The organism is Nitrospira sp. MA-1, assembly GCA_032139905.1.
Classification (GTDB): domain Bacteria; phylum Nitrospirota; class Nitrospiria; order Nitrospirales; family UBA8639; genus Nitrospira_E.
The window spans coordinates 1,451,697-1,468,197 of record JAQJDB010000007.1; the positions used below are offsets into that span (position 1 = coordinate 1,451,697).

Annotated in this window: 16 protein-coding genes; 9 read left to right on the top strand and 7 right to left on the bottom strand. The window is 44.5% G+C overall.

Annotated elements, in window-relative coordinates:
* The first annotated feature begins 114 nt into the window (after positions 1–114).
* Together PJI16_19330 and PJI16_19335 are read left to right on the top strand one after the other, a co-directional pair.
* Positions 115–2,010 (top strand): radical SAM protein, encoded by a 1,896-nt coding sequence (locus PJI16_19330; GenBank protein ID MDT3779717.1) that lies wholly within the window; start codon positions 115–117, stop codon positions 2,008–2,010.
* Positions 2,011–2,029: 19 nt separating this feature from the next.
* On the top strand, positions 2,030–3,997 hold the full coding sequence (locus PJI16_19335; GenBank protein ID MDT3779718.1) for a radical SAM protein: 1,968 nt from the start codon (positions 2,030–2,032) through the stop codon (positions 3,995–3,997).
* Here PJI16_19335 and PJI16_19340 read toward each other — a convergent pair.
* Positions 3,982–4,245, bottom strand: coding sequence for a hypothetical protein (locus PJI16_19340; GenBank protein MDT3779719.1), 264 nt, complete (start codon positions 4,243–4,245; stop codon positions 3,982–3,984). The two genes, PJI16_19335 and PJI16_19340, sit on opposite strands and share 16 nt — an antisense overlap.
* Positions 4,246–4,407: 162 nt before the next feature.
* On the opposite strand from PJI16_19340, the gene PJI16_19345 reads away from it, so the two are divergent.
* Together PJI16_19345 and PJI16_19350 are read left to right on the top strand one after the other, a co-directional pair.
* Positions 4,408–5,643 carry a hypothetical protein gene (locus tag PJI16_19345; protein ID MDT3779720.1) on the top strand — a complete coding sequence of 412 codons (1,236 nt, stop codon included), beginning with the start codon at positions 4,408–4,410 and terminating at the stop codon, positions 5,641–5,643.
* A 398-nt stretch (positions 5,644–6,041) separates the two neighbouring features.
* Positions 6,042–6,974, top strand: coding sequence for a PhzF family phenazine biosynthesis protein (locus PJI16_19350; GenBank protein ID MDT3779721.1), 933 nt, complete (start codon positions 6,042–6,044; stop codon positions 6,972–6,974).
* A gap of 94 nt (positions 6,975–7,068) precedes the next feature.
* Here PJI16_19350 and PJI16_19355 read toward each other — a convergent pair whose 3' ends face one another.
* The 4 genes from PJI16_19355 to PJI16_19370 form a co-directional block, all read right to left on the bottom strand.
* On the bottom strand, positions 7,069–7,524 hold the full coding sequence (locus PJI16_19355; protein MDT3779722.1) for a MogA/MoaB family molybdenum cofactor biosynthesis protein: 456 nt from the start codon (positions 7,522–7,524) through the stop codon (positions 7,069–7,071).
* A 121-nt stretch (positions 7,525–7,645) separates the two neighbouring features.
* Positions 7,646–7,972: a (2Fe-2S) ferredoxin domain-containing protein gene (locus tag PJI16_19360; protein MDT3779723.1), complete on the bottom strand. Its 327-nt coding sequence runs from the start codon at positions 7,970–7,972 to the stop codon at positions 7,646–7,648.
* A gap of 64 nt (positions 7,973–8,036) precedes the next feature.
* Positions 8,037–8,480, bottom strand: coding sequence for a gamma-glutamylcyclotransferase (locus PJI16_19365; protein ID MDT3779724.1), 444 nt, complete (start codon positions 8,478–8,480; stop codon positions 8,037–8,039).
* Between the two features lie 237 nt (positions 8,481–8,717).
* Positions 8,718–9,068 carry a retropepsin-like aspartic protease gene (locus tag PJI16_19370; GenBank protein MDT3779725.1) on the bottom strand — a complete coding sequence of 117 codons (351 nt, stop codon included), beginning with the start codon at positions 9,066–9,068 and terminating at the stop codon, positions 8,718–8,720.
* A gap of 986 nt (positions 9,069–10,054) precedes the next feature.
* Here PJI16_19370 and PJI16_19375 point away from each other — a divergent pair.
* Both PJI16_19375 and PJI16_19380 read left to right on the top strand, forming a co-directional pair.
* A complete protein-coding gene (locus PJI16_19375; protein MDT3779726.1) occupies positions 10,055–12,499 on the top strand; it encodes a TonB-dependent receptor in 2,445 nt (814 codons plus the stop codon).
* 6 nt (positions 12,500–12,505) lie between these two features.
* A complete protein-coding gene (locus tag PJI16_19380) occupies positions 12,506–12,952 on the top strand; it encodes an energy transducer TonB (GenBank protein ID MDT3779727.1) in 447 nt (148 codons plus the stop codon).
* A gap of 440 nt (positions 12,953–13,392) precedes the next feature.
* On the opposite strand, the gene PJI16_19385 is transcribed toward PJI16_19380, so the two are convergent.
* Positions 13,393–13,848: a CBS domain-containing protein gene (locus PJI16_19385; GenBank protein MDT3779728.1), complete on the bottom strand. Its 456-nt coding sequence runs from the start codon at positions 13,846–13,848 to the stop codon at positions 13,393–13,395.
* Between the two features lie 56 nt (positions 13,849–13,904).
* Positions 13,905–14,225 carry a hypothetical protein gene (locus PJI16_19390; protein MDT3779729.1) on the bottom strand — a complete coding sequence of 107 codons (321 nt, stop codon included), beginning with the start codon at positions 14,223–14,225 and terminating at the stop codon, positions 13,905–13,907.
* A 523-nt stretch (positions 14,226–14,748) separates the two neighbouring features.
* Between PJI16_19390 and PJI16_19395 the strand changes: the two genes are divergently transcribed.
* From PJI16_19395 to PJI16_19405, 3 genes are all read left to right on the top strand, one after another.
* Positions 14,749–14,937, top strand: coding sequence for a Flp family type IVb pilin (locus PJI16_19395; GenBank protein MDT3779730.1), 189 nt, complete (start codon positions 14,749–14,751; stop codon positions 14,935–14,937).
* Positions 14,938–15,277: 340 nt separating this feature from the next.
* Positions 15,278–15,769 carry an OmpA family protein gene (locus PJI16_19400; protein ID MDT3779731.1) on the top strand — a complete coding sequence of 164 codons (492 nt, stop codon included), beginning with the start codon at positions 15,278–15,280 and terminating at the stop codon, positions 15,767–15,769.
* A gap of 357 nt (positions 15,770–16,126) precedes the next feature.
* Entirely contained in the window at positions 16,127–16,501 is a 375-nt protein-coding gene (locus tag PJI16_19405; GenBank protein ID MDT3779732.1) for a transcriptional repressor, read from the top strand.

A 16,501-nucleotide genomic window follows, 5' to 3' on the forward strand; every position in this document is an offset into this window, starting at 1 on the left:
AAAATATTTAAAATCAATGGGTTAGTTTAGATGTGAATATAGATGAATAGGTTTATCATCATTCTGGTTTGATTGACCTAATCGCGAGTAAACCATTTTACCTAGGGTGTAAAAATGAGGATAAATTATGATAAAGGTGGTTTGATTCGCCCTGATAAAATTCAATTACCAAGATCAACCAACTTTAAAGAGTCATCCAGTAAGGCCAAAATCCTGTTGGTCTTCCCCCCGGACTGGTATCCTTCTGAACCCTATCTGAGCCTTCCAACCCTAACGGCTTTTCTTCGATCTGCCGGTCATGATGTCGTTCAAAAAGATGTTAATTTAGAAATGTACGACTGGTATTTTAGTCGGGATTTCCTCCGTCGCATTCTTAAAAAAGTTCCTCAGCAACTTGATCGCCTCAAAAAGATTGGGAAGAGTCGTGAGTTAACGGATGCGGAAGTGGATCTTCAGTTAGCTCTCTGCAATTGTACCCGAGGCTATATGAGCGATTTAGCTGAAAGAGCTGAGAAAGCAAAGGAAATTGTTCGAAGCCAAGAGTTTTATGAAAGTGAGAAGCTGGAATGGGTGATGAATACCTTTAGGGAGGTGACTGCCACAATATCCTTGGTGTATGCCCCCGCAAGAATCTGCATGCCTCCCATGGAAACTGATTTATCCTATAAGCTGTTTATGTCGTCCGAAGTGCTGGAAGCCGTTGAAGATACTCAAGTCAATGTCTATCGGGACGTATTTGAGGAAATCCTGAAGCCTGCCATTCTAGCTGAAAAGCCCGATGTCATTGGGATTTCAATTGTTCTTCGACAACAATTGTTTTCCTCTATGACATTTTGTGCACTCATTAAGGAGCAATTCCCTGATATTCATATAACCATTGGAGGCAATACCGTAACCCGCCTGAGGGAAGTGCTTCCAGATACTCCAAAGTTATTCGCCTTATTTGACAGCGCGATTGTCTATGAAGGTGAAACTGCCCTGTTGCGATTGTTGGAAGCCATAGGCTCGGATGGGGATTTATCGCATGTTCCTAATTTACTATTCAGAGATGCAGCGGGAATTCATGTGAATTCCGAATCCTACGCCGAAAATATGGGCGAGTTGCCTCCCCCGGATTTCGACGGATTGCCATTAGAGAAATACTTTGTACCTGAGCCGATTCTTCCCTATTTAGCCACTCGGGGATGTTATTGGGGACGGTGTGAGTTCTGTGACCATGGTGAGGGTTATACGGCAGGGTACCGGACCAAAAGGGATTGGCAGATTATTGAAGAACTCACCTATTTGAAAAATAAGTATCATGCCCGGAGTTTTCATTTCACGGATGAGTCTTATCCACCCGCCTTATTCAGGAAGCTTACGAAGAAATTGATTGAGTCGAAATTAGATATTGCCTGGACCACACATATCCGCTTCGAAAAGAGTCTTCTTGAGGATCAAGTCTGGGCGGATGCCCAGACTTCTGGATGCAAATTTCTCCATATGGGCTATGAATCCGGAAGTGAGCGTGTGCTTCAACTTATGGACAAGGCAACCACGACGGAGGTAATCCAGCGAAGCTTGGAGTTGTCCTCCCAACATGGGGTTTGGAATCATGTCATGGGGTTTTTTGGGTTCCCAGGGGAAACATACCAAGATGCGAAATTTTCTATCCAATTTTTAGAAGATAATCGAGAACACGTCCATTCAATTGGATTTGGTACCTTTGATTTGAGCAAGCATACTCCCGTCGCGAAAAATCCTGAAAAATTCGGCATTACCTATTATAAAAATCCGGAATGGGATTTGGCCTTGGATTATTATTTTACGGTGAAAGAAGGATTGAGTGTTGAGGATGCCGAACGGGTATTCGAAGAATTTGAACAAAATCATTATGCGGGGTGGGATTTGAAAATCTTTATTCGGGAATATGTGTTTTTATACGTGACCCACTTCGGAACCAATAAATTACCTTCTCTGCAATTTCGCCTCGACTCACATGATTCCTCATCGAAATTAGCCTCTGTCTAATGTCAGGAGTGTTGATCATATGACTGAATCCTTAATTGAAATCGAGCGTGGTGGTTCCGTCGATAAATCCAGACGGACCTTTAAAACGATGTTGCTCTTTCCTCCGGAATGGGTTCCAACCGCTCCTTATCTTGCCCTGCCAAGTCTAACTGCCGTTCTTCGCTCATATGGACATGAGGTGATACAGAAAGATGTCAACATCGAAATGTATGACTGGTTTTTTAGTGATACCTTTCTAATCTGGGTCAAGCTTCGAATGGATCAGCAGCGACGAACTTTGAACGAACGGGACGCCCGAAATGAATTGACTGATTTTGAACGAGACCGACTGGCCTGTTTGAGATCCCAAGATGCTATAGACGTGATGGAATTGGCTGAACGAGCTATTGAAGCCAAAGTCATCGTGAGAGGCGAGGCATTTTATGATGCAGAAAAATTGGAATGGGCCTTAAAAATATTTAGAGATGTTATGCAATTTATTTCTGCAGCCTATTTTCCTGCTTCCCTCGTCTTCTATCCCATGGAAAGTAATCTGGGGTATCGCTCGGGAGTCTCGACTGAAGTGTTGGCATGCCTGGATGACGATCTTGTCAACGTGTATCGGGATGTGTGCCGCCAGTTAGTGCTCCCTGCCATTCAGAAAGAGAAACCGGAAGTGATAGGAGTTTCCGTCGGAACCCAAATGCAACTCTTGGCGGGCATGACCTTTTGCAAAATGATTAAAGAGGAATTCCCTGACATTCATGTGACGGTGGGTGGCAACGTGATTACCCGGTTAAAAGATGATCTTCCCAAACGGAAGAAATTTTTTACGCAAGTCTTTGACTCGGCCATTTTGTATGAAGGCGAGCATGCGTTGGTTTGGTTGCTGGAAGCTCTGGCGGGGGAACGAGACTGGGAAAAGGTCCCTAACTTGATGTGGCATCAAGAGGGGGAGATTCGTGTGAATGAGGAAATATATACAGAAAAGACGACCGCCTTGCCTCTTCCGGACTTTGAGGGATTGCCGTTGGATGCCTATTTCGTCCCGGTTCGAATTTTACCTTACCTAGCCACACGAGGGTGTTACTGGGGACGATGTACCTTTTGTGATCATGGACAGGGATATTTCGACCAGTATCGTGGAAAACCCGCGCATGATGTAGTCCGAGAAATCAAAGCATTGAAAGAAAAATATCAGGCAGAGCACTTTTTATTTTCAGATGAATCCTATCCTCCCGCGTTATTGAAAAAAGTGTCGCAATTGTTGATTGAGGAGCAGGTGGGGATAAAATGGACGACATTAATCCGGTTTGAGGAATCATTGCAGGATCCTGAAATTTGGAAGCAAGCCGTTCAAGCAGGTTGTTGCACCCTGTATTATGGAATGGAATCAGCAAATGAGCGTGTTTTGGAGCTCATGGATAAGCATGCGAAAAAGGCTGTGATTGAAAACAATCTACGGGAGGCTGCCAAAGCCGGGATCTGGAATCATGTCATGGCTTTTTATGGATTTCCAGGTGAAACACGAGATGAGGCGGAGGAGACACGGGAATTTCTTCTTGATAATAAGCGATATATTCATTCTGTGGAATTATTCTATTTTGTGGCCTACCGGCATACGCCAATGGTTCGGAATCCCGATAAGTTTGGTATCACCATTCATAAGCAGGAAGAGTATGATATGCCTCTCGATTACTATTACACGCTTAAGGAACCTGGTGGGATCACTTGTTTAGAGGCCATGCAATTGGCAGAGGAGTTTTATCAGAAGGACTTTGAACCATGGGCTGTTAGAGTCAATGCTCGTGAGCATGTATTCCTCTACATTTCTAAATTCGGTACGAATTACCTACCTCAGATCTATGCGATGAAAGCCGGGCAGGATGAACCGCGAATCGATGGGGTTCAAGGTCTCATTACTTGGCCTGTGTCTCATGCGCCCTCCGAGAAAAATTCAAAAGGTGAGCCCGGAATGTCCCGGGTGGTCAGTCATTCTGCTCCGTGATCATATTTTTGTGGAGAGGAACCGGAATTCCGCAGATGATCGGATAGAATTTGATAGGCTGCATGAATTTCTTTAGTTTTGGTCTCTCCCTTTTTGTACATTTCCATATATTTCGCTGGATTATTGGTGAGGCCCGCGTAACGTGATGGGAACCAGATTCGCCTGGCATCTTCATAGCGTTGCTGTAAGACATCATGCGAAAACGGCTCGCTTAGATTGAAGAGAAGCAGTGCGTATTCTAGGGTCATAAAGTTTGAATCCCTTGAGAAGGTATGAATTTTTTATCAGAAGGTCTTATAATACTCAGCAGGCCGATTAAGATTCTCAAGTGTTTCAAAGGAGCAGTGGTACTGTCAATTGGATTTCAGGCTACCCACAGTCGGTCTTTTTTTTAGAAAGGGTTGACGATATTGCGTGAACTTCCAATATTAGAAGCTCCAAAGCTATTTGCCGGACACGATTACCGGGACGTGTTGAAGCGGGAAATGGATGCAGGAAAAATTCCATTGAGCCTAGGAAAAGAATGTCCTGTCAAATGTGCGTTTTGTTATGAATTAGATCATTCCTACCGAGAAACGCTGGACCCACCAAAAACCTCCCAAGAGGACTGGCAGTTCATTTTGAATTATATTAGCTCCAAGCCAACGGATCCTCTTCAGTTCTGGTGCCTTGGTGGTAATGAATACATGGAATGGACCGATTTGTTTCTTCATCCAAAGGCCATGGAGTGGATCGAAGATTTTTTGAAATTTACCGATAAAAACATTCAATTTTTTACGGTTGGTTTTGTCCATGTTCCCAAGATTCATCGGTTGGTTGACCAATACCCTGGAAGAATTAATTTTGAGTTATCTGTCATTACCCTTGGAGAGTATCGACAAAAACTGATGCCGCATGCTCCATCTGTGAAACATCTGATGAAGGTCTTGGATGGCCCAGCGGTTTCTTCGGCAAACTTTTATGCTTTTGATAAAAATACGATGTCCACAGATGCGGAAAAGATTTCCCGGATCAATTCTCGATGCGTACTGTGGATGGGATGTTTGACGCCGGTGGGCGGGATTCAAGAGGACACAGCTCGTGTGATGCGACAAGGTAGAAAATATCTTGCTGTTGAAGCGGAAAGAATATACGATGCGGACCTTCCAAATTTTACGACAATTCATACGGAAGCCTATGTGACGGCTTTTTTGAATCGGAAGCGTATTGTTAGTCTCTTTGATTCTTTGGAATTGGAAAAGCGTGATTCAATTGTCATGGCGGGTAGTGTGTATCGGATTTTAGCCATGTTCAGGAAAAATCGAGCCAGGTTCCTCTCTGTTCCGAATGCCACGCTTGGAGGAGATTCTGATTGTACGGTCTTGCTGACCCTGAATGACATAGCCAAACGATTGACAAAGGAAAAATTTATCCATGTCCCTCAATGTATTGTGGAGTCAGGAAGAGGTCCAGGTCGCGATATTGCGGGGGTTCACATTGACGACTTTGTAAGTAAGACCGGAGTGAAAATAAGGATTCTGCCAAAAATTAGTACTAAGTTTGCCAATAATCGATTGTATCGCAATGGATCATTGCAAAACTATGTGGAGGATTATGTGCGTAATCCCTTGGTTCGTTCGTATGAAGCGATCGCGCCCATAGTGTAAATTGTCTTAAAGTTTTGTAATGGAATTTGATGGGAGGGTAGGTGGTCCAAAGCTACCCGACAAATAAAAATTTCTGAGATTATCCTGGTGAAAAAACTAAGAGGATTTTTATTTTTTTTGTTACTACTTGGGGCTATAGGGTGTTCCGGAAATCTGGAAAGCCAAGAGACGTTTAATCTGCAGAAAAATGAAAATGATTCTTTTAGATGTGAAGAAATGACTAATGCAAGGTTAGGGGGTAGAGGCGTTCCTGACTGGCAACGAGTGTATGAAGAATGCATGGTCACGGGAGGGCAGTAAAAGTGTTCGGATATTATGCAAAACCATGTAAGGTTTTGTGGATTTGAAATTCGTGTGACATGTTTCTAATCCGTCCTGAAATGTTTCTCTAGTTGATTATGGATTCTCCTAAAAACTGGCTGCAATTTTATCAGGTTGATGTATTCACAAGTGAGCCGTTTGGCGGGAATCCTTTAGCGGTGTTTCCCTCAGCGGGAGAGCTTAGTGAACGGGAGTTTCAACAAATTGCGCGTGAAATGAATTTGTCTGAAACGGTGTTTGTCCTACCGCCTACCGATCCCAAGGCTGCCGCTAAGGTCAGAATATTTACCCCTCTTCAGGAAATTCCGTTTGCAGGCCATCCAATTTTGGGGACATTCTATGTTCTCGGAACAATGAAACATCTGGCCTTGCAGGAGCCCGTGACGAAAGTTTTCTATGAATGTACCCTAGGCTTGTATGCGCTTGACCTCATTGTTCTGAGGGGGCAAATTGAACAGGTCATTATGTCGCAACCCTCTCCGCAATTTATCGATGTCATCACACAGGCGGAAGCCATTTATGATATTGCCAAGGCTTTGGGAATTCACAGATCGCTCATTGCCGACACAATTTTCCCTGTTGAAGTGGTCTCGACAGGATTGCCGGTGCTCGTTGTGCCTATACGAAGCTTGACGGCCGCAAAATCCATGGAGGTTGATCATTCTGAAGTTCTAGAGATTTGTGCTCGCTTTGGGGCCAATGGAATTATGATCTTCACGACGATGACAGTGGAGGAAAGCGCCACTGTTCACACTAGAATGTTTGCCGATCCAATTGGTATTTCCGAGGACCCTGCAACCGGCAGCGCAAGTGGCGCCCTTGGTGCCTATTTAGTCAAGAATGGAGTCGTGGAAGTTGGTCCAACCACCGAAATAGTTATGGAGCAGGGGTATGAAATTGACCGGCCATCCCGTATTTTGGTGCAGGTTTTTTCTGATGATGATGTGATTAAGGAAATTAAAGTGGGAGGGCAGGTGGTAATGGTGGCGGAAGGAAAGATGGTTTACTAGCGTGTAAAATTCCTCCCCCGCTCGCGTTAGAGGTGTTCTGAATGTTCCATAATGAGGATAAAAACTGAATTTTCAGGAAGATGCTTAGATTTGCCTACTTCGTTAGCTCTCCAGTTATGTGCCCTATTTCAGGTAGAATAAGTTGCTCCATTGCTAGGCGGACCGCCCCTTGAGAACCTGGAATAGAAAAAACGACAAGCTTTCCATGTGTCCCCGCCACGGCCCGACTTAACATGGCGGGGGATCCAATATCTTGATAACTCAAAAACCGAAAAATCTCCCCAAATCCATCAAGTCGTTTTTCTAAAAAGTCATCAACGGCTTCAAATGTGGAGTCTCGCCGTGAGATACCTGTCCCGCCATTGATAATGATAACCTGAAGGGCCTCTTGACCAATGGCTTGGAGAAGGAGGGCCTTAATTTCGGTCGGTTCATCTTTAATGATCCGGTATTCTGCAATGCTGTGTCCTTGCTCTTTTAAAAGATGACAGATTAACTTTCCACTGGTATCAGATTCTGGCGTTCGGGTATCACTACAGGTGACCACCATGCAGGATAAAGAGGGTGCTTCCTGTATTTTGTGTGTGAGGTGAGATGGGGCTACGGTATGGGATCCTTGCCCTTCATGATGTTGGTGGTCACGCATGGTTCCCAAGGTGGCTAAACCTGGCTTAGGCCCAAACGGAATCCGGTTTGAGCTGTGCAGCAGGCTCTCCTTTTTTGATGTGCTCATCTAAAATAACCGCTACATCGGAGTCTTTGACCTGGGAGTACCAAGTTCCTGTCGGATAGACGACCACGTTTGGGCCACTTTCGCAAGGCCCGAGGCAAGTTGTCCCAGTGACTAATACCTCGCCAGGTTGAACCCCACGTTCAATCAAGCCCATATTGAGTGCCATTAATAAATTTTGAGCTCCCGCAGCTCCACATGAAGGCTTGGGATGCCCAGGAGGACGGGAGTTCGTGCACACTAGAATATGATACTTCGGTTTTGGCATAGAAACTCCTTCTTAATGAAAAAATAAAGGTGAATGGAAATTCAATGATAAATGGATAAAAGGCTCATTTTGAGCGAAACAAATCCCACATGTCCACGCATTCATCCGGCAACTTCCAATGCTTGACTCCCGCGAGAATCCAATCTAAATAATGATCTTTGGCCTTAAATCTTCCAATGCTTTGGGCTACATGTGTGCTGACGAATTCCTTTTCTCCATCCTCAGTGAACACATGTACTTCAACATGACGAAAAGCTCCTTCGGGAAGATCTCCCTCGAACTTGTCCATTTCCTGGACATCCTCCGGGGTAAGGTCAAAAACCCCTCCCCACACTCGTTCACCAGCAGAAGGGGCAATAGTGGCCAATCCACAGCGCCATTGGTTAGACCAGCGCCCAAATTTGATGGTGTGGTCTGGCACGTATGCCTTAAATAAAAATTGTGCTTCAGGAGCACGTCGTTTAAGCTGCGTGGGATTCAAATTGTCTGCATAAATGAAAAAGCGCATGGTTTAAGTCCTGTCTGTTTAGGGGAAAGGTAGTATTACCATACTGCCTTCGCGAACTGTCAAGAACTGATTTTCGATATCCTAAGGGCGGTAACTGTATTTTGTATGGTCGGGAAGGATCTGAAGCAGAGCTTATGACCTGGCCATAAAACTCTCAAACCAAGGATTGGGGATGGGACTTAGGTCAAGATTGATGGAAAATGGACATCAAGGTAGAGATGGACCGGGCTCTTAGGCCTAAGTCCTTGGCGAGAGATGTAACTGTTGGTTGGAATGGTCCAGACGAACAAGAAAATGATCAAAAAAACTGAGACCCAGTAGGCCATCAATCCCGTCTGGGAGGTCCGGGATGGTAAATATGACTACCTGGACATTTTCCCTTCCTGTATTTCCCACACGAATTTTTCGTGCGATGCCTAACTCGGCCTGTACTTTTCCCCCAACAGTAAAGAGGGTAATCCGCGAATTTGCCAAATCTGAGCGAATTCCTGCATCAAATGCCAAATTTTCAGAAATGGTCGTATATGTTGCCCCCGTATCAACAATGAGTCTGGATTCATGGAAGTCATTTAATTCCACTCGTGCCACCCAAACACCTCCTAAATGTTCAAGGGGAATCACAGAATCATTGGATTCAGCAGTTATTGGGTTTGATTTGTATGAAGGTAAGCGAATGGAGAAGGGGGATTGGTCTAATGATAGTCGACTGAAAATTGCCTGGCTACCCACCACTGTTACGATGGCTATTCCCAAAAAGGTAATGAAAAGTTTGTTGGCAGTCCCCAATGCTTAAATCCCTTGTTGAAGGAGCAGGTGTTAATGATTCTTTCCTTTGTATGGACCTCAGAACGTTTGTCGGTTGGGTCGGGGATAGCCTTAAAGACTGAAGTGAACAGTGAAATGGTTCTAGTTTTTCTTGATGGAGTGGTGTAGGGGGTTTTATTGGTTTTATAAACGGTTGTCGGAAATTGGTCACAGACCCATGCTGTAAGTAAGGCAATGGTGTAGTTGCGGGCGATTTGATTTTTGTTGCAATTTAGTTGCAATTAATGTTGACTCTCGTAAGGCCATTTGGTATTTTCGCCCGCAAGGCTTTTATTGACCAAAAACTTCATGATCCGAATGCCGCCATCTCCAATTTCTCGATGTAATATCAGCTTATCCCTCGCACTTGCTTTGGTATTGTTGAGTTCAATACCGTTTGTGCAGGCCTTAGAAATCCATCATGTATTTGCTGAGGTGGATTATGATGGGCATCAACATTCTGATGATGATTTGTGCCAATGGGTACAGCACCATACTTCCAATTCCCTAGTTTGGGATGCCACGGGTTTATCTCATTGTTCTGTAGCCTCCGGTTTCCTTTCCCCTGATCGAGAAGAGAGGTATCGGTCTCTCACCATTCCTCTCGGTAACCCTCGCGGTCCTCCAGCTTCCTTCTTCTCCTAATTTTCTTTTCCACAACGGTCTTCCACCGCCGATTCATCCATGCGCGGCTTTCCTGACGGGGGTTGCCTGTGATGACGCAAGGGGAGAATACGCCTAATTGATTATTAGATGCTGGAGGTTTCTGTATGTTGATCGGGGATGGTAAATGGGGGGAGTGGTGTGCCCTTGTTCTCTGGATTTTCGGATTGGGGACGTTTATGGGTGTTGGTCTTGTCCAAGCTGTGGAACAAGACAATGACAAAAAAGTCTGGATTGTAACCGGTATAGTGCAATACGAGGATTTTCGCCGAGTTCCTCAGGTAACGGTGGAATTGCGGGATCAGGAAGGCACCATCATTAATACTCAGGTGTCGAATGAAGGGGGGGAGTTTATTTTTGCTCCTCCTGAGTCTGGTATTTATTCTATTCAAGCAACCCAGTCTGACTTATCGAGCGAGTCCACTATTCTTAAGATTGAAAATGATCCTTTGCTCGAGGTCAAGTTAACCCTGGCACATCGCCAGGAACTCACTCTTGATGTTGTGGCGTCATTGCCTCCCATTCAGAGTCGTCTCTCCGGAGAATCCTATTCGGTGAGTCGTAAGGATATCGAGGAATTACCCCGAGGGAATAATATTGCCCTTAATGATCTGCTTTTAACCCTCCCTAGTGCTGTAGACGGGGGACTGAAGCAAGTGCACATTCGTCAGGATCACGCTAATTTTCAATTTCGGATTGATGGGGTCCCCGTTCCGGATACCGTATCTTCTGTCTTTACGGATGTCATTTCCCCACGTACCTGGGAGCGCGCAGACATTATTTTGGGTGGGCCGGAAGCGCAATTCGGGAATAAAACCGCGGCGGTAATTGACATAACGACGAAAAGCGGGACCCAACCCGACTCTGGCTCATTGCAATTCTTTGGTGGCTCAAACGAAACACTGAACCCTTCTTTTGAATATGGGGGAACCGTCGGCTCAGAATTTCGGTATTACCTGATGAATAGCTTTATCTCTACAAACAGAGGAATTAATCCTCCCACTTTAGGAAAAAGCGTATTTCATGACCAAAGTAACCAAAACCAATCCCTTTTCCGTGGAGATTGGCAGATTGATAATCAGAACAGTGTCACGGTGTTGTTCCTGAATTCGATTGCCAAATTTGAGATTCCCACTCAACCTGGCCTAGCGGCCAATCCTACCTTAGTTGGACTGATCCAGGGAGAGAATCCAGGTTTTGAGCCGGTTAATTCTCAAAATATAAATGAATACCAAAAGGAAAATAATCAATATTCCCAGCTCGTCTGGCGCCAGGATTGGAGTCATGATCGGTTTTTCAGTCTGGCCGGATTTTTTCAGCATTCCCGAGCCACATTCACAACCGACCCCTTCAATGCCTTATCGTATACGTCAGATCCTGACGAACCTTTTTCGGCCGGAGATCAGGACCGATGGGCCTATACTGGAGGGATACGGTTTGATTACAGTCATCGATTAAATTCGAATCATTTAGTGAAAACGGGATTTCAGATTCAAAGGACCCAAGCTGTGAATAAAACCCGGCTATCGGCATTTTTGAGAGATGAAGCCGGTGATCCGGTAGGGGGAGTCATCTCTCGGAATGGCGATAATCGCACCATTGGATGGCGCGAGGAATTCTGGATTCAGGATCAATGGACTCCCTGGGCTCAATGGACCTTTAATCTTGGTGTTCGCTTCGATCAAATCCAGGCGTTAACCAATGATATGCAAGTGAGTCCGCGGATAGGTGCTACATACGCCATGACTCCAAATCATGTCTTTCATGCCTTCTACGGGAGATTGTTTACTCCGCCAAATATAGAAAGTGTGCCTTTTCTTCAACTGAACACGGTAGGAACTACGGCGGAGCCAGAGAATTTGACTAATACCACGGTGAAACCCGAACGGGCTCATTATTTTGAGGTCGGTTCTGCCCATGCCTTGGGGGATTCTTTGTCAATAGAATTGACCGGTTATTATAAATTAAGTAAAAATTTATCCGACGCCGGACAATTCGGAACAACCCCGCTCCTTAATTATTTTGCGTTTAAACGCGGTTGGCAGCGGGGAATCGACTTGGCTGTGAAAGCCAAGTTTTTAGAAAATCTATATGGGCGTGGGAATGTCGCATGGGGCCAGTGTCGAGGGAAAAAGCTTCAATCAGGTTTTATGTTGTTAGAGCAGGAAGAAATTAATGATATCAATTCCAGCAGTGGAGTATATTGTGATCATATGCAACTGGTCACCAGTTCGGCTGTCCTAACTTATCGTCCGTTCACGAAAACAACTATCACTGGGCAAATGTTATTTGGGTCGGGGATGCGGACAACAGACGGGGGAGGAAAAACCAATGCCACCCATAGCCCGTCGTATACCACTTATAATCTTTCCATTGAGCATCTGCTTCCTCTATGGGATAAGTATAAACTGTTGCTTGGGTTTGATGTCATTAATCTGCTCGACCAACATGTGTTTTTAAATGATGGAGAGGGAAGTATTGGGCTTGGTGTGGCACATGCTAATATGCCGCGATCTTTTTTCTTTCGTGGGCAATTCTTTTTCGGTGGATAATTTTTTATGAGTGGTTCGCGAATTCTTGTCTTCTCTTTGTCCATTTTCTGGCTGGTGAGTCTTCCCTGGTCATCGTATTCGGCTGAATCCGATTTTGCGACTCATGATTCTGACCACGAGGATGATCGAGAGGTTGAGACTCTTCCTGCTGTTCATGTTCATGGATTACGACTAAATAAAGACCAACAAATAGGACCGGTCCCTCAACGGACACCCTGGCCGACGGTTCCGCCCACCTTAGATGGGCAGGTCCTAGATGATTGGCTCAAAGCTCGAATTTTGGTTAGTAAATCTTCCGAGGTGACGGTCGTGATCCTTCAACCTGCCACGCATCGAGAACTCACTCAATCCTCATTGGCAGCTCTCAAACAATGGACGTTCTTACCTCAAATGGATGGAGATGAACCAATTGATGGTGAAGTCTCACTCCGTATTCACTTCCGCACTCAGTAAGCCATTCCTGTCCCCTAAATGCAGGACAAGTTGCCGACCAGTTTCCATCAGATGGCTAGAAACCAATTTCCCAATGGTCCTGAAATGTTGCAGTCTTTCAAGAAGTATACTGATTAATTTGATGTGATTGTGGCGAATCGACCCATGCATGGGATGCCGGCCGAATTGCTGGCTCATCAAGTCATGAGGAAATGTCCAGAATTCTCCGTTACTTCGTGGGCAGGATTTTGTTCTACAATGAATAAAGAAAATTTTTTTGCTATGGGTCCCCAAGTGTATTTGTCCAAGCCGTTGTAAATAGTCGATAGAGCGGAGACGCTTCAAGGTAAATCGCGTTCGCTCTTATCCTCTTCAAGACACGTGATTGTTTCTTTGATTTATTTTTCTGTCACGTGTTTGTCCTGATCTTATATTTGAAGCTGCTTGACGATTGATTCAGGTTACTGACCCAGAAACCCTCTCTGGAAAAACAGGCCACGGTTAATATCTCCAATGCTGATCATTCCCAGAAGCTTCCCATTTTCAGCAACCGGGATGCGACGAAAATGTTTTCTCCCCATAAATGAGGGGGCTTCAAGAATTGGGGTATGTGGGGCTACGGTAAGGGGATTTTTGCTCATAATTGATTCGATTTTTTTTCGAAGGATGTCCGGGTATCCCTCCTCCATTTCCGTGAAATCTCGGCTATGAACATTGTCATGTATATAATCCCCAAAATTAGGGAAGAGGGGAAGCATGACATCTCGAAGAGCGACGAGTCCGATTAAGTTTTGATGTTCGTCAATGACAGGTACTGCTCCGCAATGGCGGCTGAGCATTTTAATGACGACTGATCGTACTGAATCTGTTGGTAACGCGGTTACGACTCCAGTGGACAGGACTTCTTGGACTAACATGGCATCCTCCTTCTGTGAACATGATAGAGGGATATCCCCCAGACGGAACCACAGAGTCATGAGGGAATTTCTTTTCTCCTCCTGATGCATCCATCGTGAAGCCAGTTTTTTCTAAATAAGTGCAATTTTAAACAACAATAATGGGAGTGTTTTTTACCTTTGAATTTTACGGCGTTCTTTTCATTCTCCGCAATAACAAGGTCTGAAGGGGTTGGAAGAGAATTAAGGGTTTTTTTTGTGCCTCTCAAATCAGGCATCTCGGATTTTGCTACCGTGCAGGTTAGGGAGACAAGTTCTGAGGATCCCTCTGAAAATGCCTTCTTGAGGTGGAAAATTTCGATTAACTCCGAAATCTTGGTGAGACCATTCGAACTCATCCCAATTAGCTGCCGGCGTGGGTTGCAGTACCCCTACCATAACGAGTCGATGAGCCTATGATGAACCTTCCTATTCAAAAAAGTTGGGATAGTCAAAATTCGATACTATTGGGTCAGGGATTATCTTAGAGCCTTGTTCCGACTGGTCATCAAGAAGACCTCCTATTTCTGATCTACTCTTATTTGAAAACCCATAATCTGTTAGATCTTTTTGTATTTATTTCAAATTTGTCATATTCGCTGACAATTTTTGCATCTGTTTTGTTGACTATGAGGAACTTCTATTTAGATGTTGGCGGAATTACCTGCGTCTTTCCAGGATGTGTCGAGGTGTTTGTCAACTGAGTAAGGCACGGGTGTTTCCGACTCTTCCTCATAAGGACTAGCTGGGAGAAGAGAATTCAGACAAGCAAGTGGAAGTAATGCAAACGAGGCGTTCTGGGAATTCGGTTTACCGTTTGCATTATGGTTGTATACAGCAAAGCCTACAGAACAAAAGTGGTTTTAGAAGGAGATTGCGAGCATGGGTAATTTTTTTTCCAATGACCAGGGGACGGCAGCGATAGAATATTCCCTACTTTTAAGTTTAATCGGGATGGCGGTTATCGGATCTCTTCAGTTATTAGGCACCAATGTGTTTGATGGTATTTCTACTCTGAATCAGGTGTTTGTATCGACCCAATTAAAGGATGACTCGTTGCCTCACCCTTAGAGAGAAATTTCATACCATACCTTAACCCTCTGCGACCTAAGGGGGTACCTTCCTTGTGCTTTTCGGCAATGTATATTGAAACAAATTTCTAGTTCTGTTAGTCGCCAATTTTGGAAAAAATTGGTGAAATCATTCGAGGGTAGGAAAGCAGCTTTTCCTGCTAAAATTTCTAGTAAATGAGGCCAAATAGTCCGATTTAAATACAACGATCTTCTTTAAATCTTAAGTCTAGGGGGTGGCTTACCGAATAAATTGAGAAAAAGAAGGGAGTGTATATATGTTAGTACGATTTCTTGTGATCCTTATGGTGTGCGCCACATGGGGTTGTGAATCATATTCGATGAATCATCAGGCTTTTGATACCTTGACTACAGGGCCACCCCAGGCCACCATGACCTCTCTTTCGACATCGGAACTTCAAGGCTCCTCGAGTCTTACCCAACGGGTGAGCATTTCTCAAGCCGCGAAGAACGGATTATCTCAGGAAAAAGACATAATAGACCCATTCCCCACTGTGTATTTCCCTTTTGATAGTTGGGAGATTTCGTCAGAAGTTCAAGACCGTCTGGATGCCACTGCTAATTGGATGAATCGCTTTCCGAATTATGGCCTCACTATTGAGGGGCATACCGATGTACGTGGTACAGAAAGTTATAACATGATTCTTGGTGATCGACGAGCAAGAGCCGTCAAAGAATATCTAGCGGATCTAGGAATTTCACGCAAACGTCTTGATGTGGTTTCTTTTGGTAATACCTTGGTTCTGTGCGAGATCGATGATGAGCATCAATGTCATCAATTTAATCGACGTGCAGACTTGCTGCTGGAATAATTCATTTCCCTGCTCTTCTCTGCTCTTGACCCTGCTGACTTTAGTTAAGACGAGTGTAATTGACTTTTTGTAATTTTCCACTCTCATCCCTCTTCCAGTCTTTCCTCCCAAATTTTCAAAATTTCGAACAATTCATGTGGGCCTGGTTCTTAACTATTCTTGTTTTTGTATTTTTTTTATCAACAAGGGCGTTTCCCATTTAAGCGGCCTCCCTGAAGTTCTGTCTTGTAATTGACAATCATTTGCTGATATGGTATTTGCAATAGACTTGCAACAATGAGTCACAATGAAGGTTCAAATCTTTTGGTAAAATCTGAAACTAACATCAAAAAGAATCTGCGAGCCACCGGGCGACGCATGACCCGTACTCGCCAAGCGGTATTGGCGTTATTGCAAAGGACTCGCCAACCAGTTAGTGCCAACGAAATTTTTGATCAATTGCAACAGGAAAAAGTGGCAATTGATTTGGTGACCGTATACCGAACCATGCACGTGCTGAAAGAACTGGGCTTGGTTCTCCAATTGGACCTTCATCAGGAAGGTCTCTCAAGGTATGAACTGAAAGAAGGGCGGGAACATCACCATCATATTCGTTGCCAGATCTGTGGTCTTATCGTGGACTTGTTGTTATGCCCATTAAAAAAAGTCACAAAATTGATTGAACAACAGACGCAATTTATCGTGGATGATCATACGTTGGAGTTCACGGGATTGTGTCCACAATGTCAATAA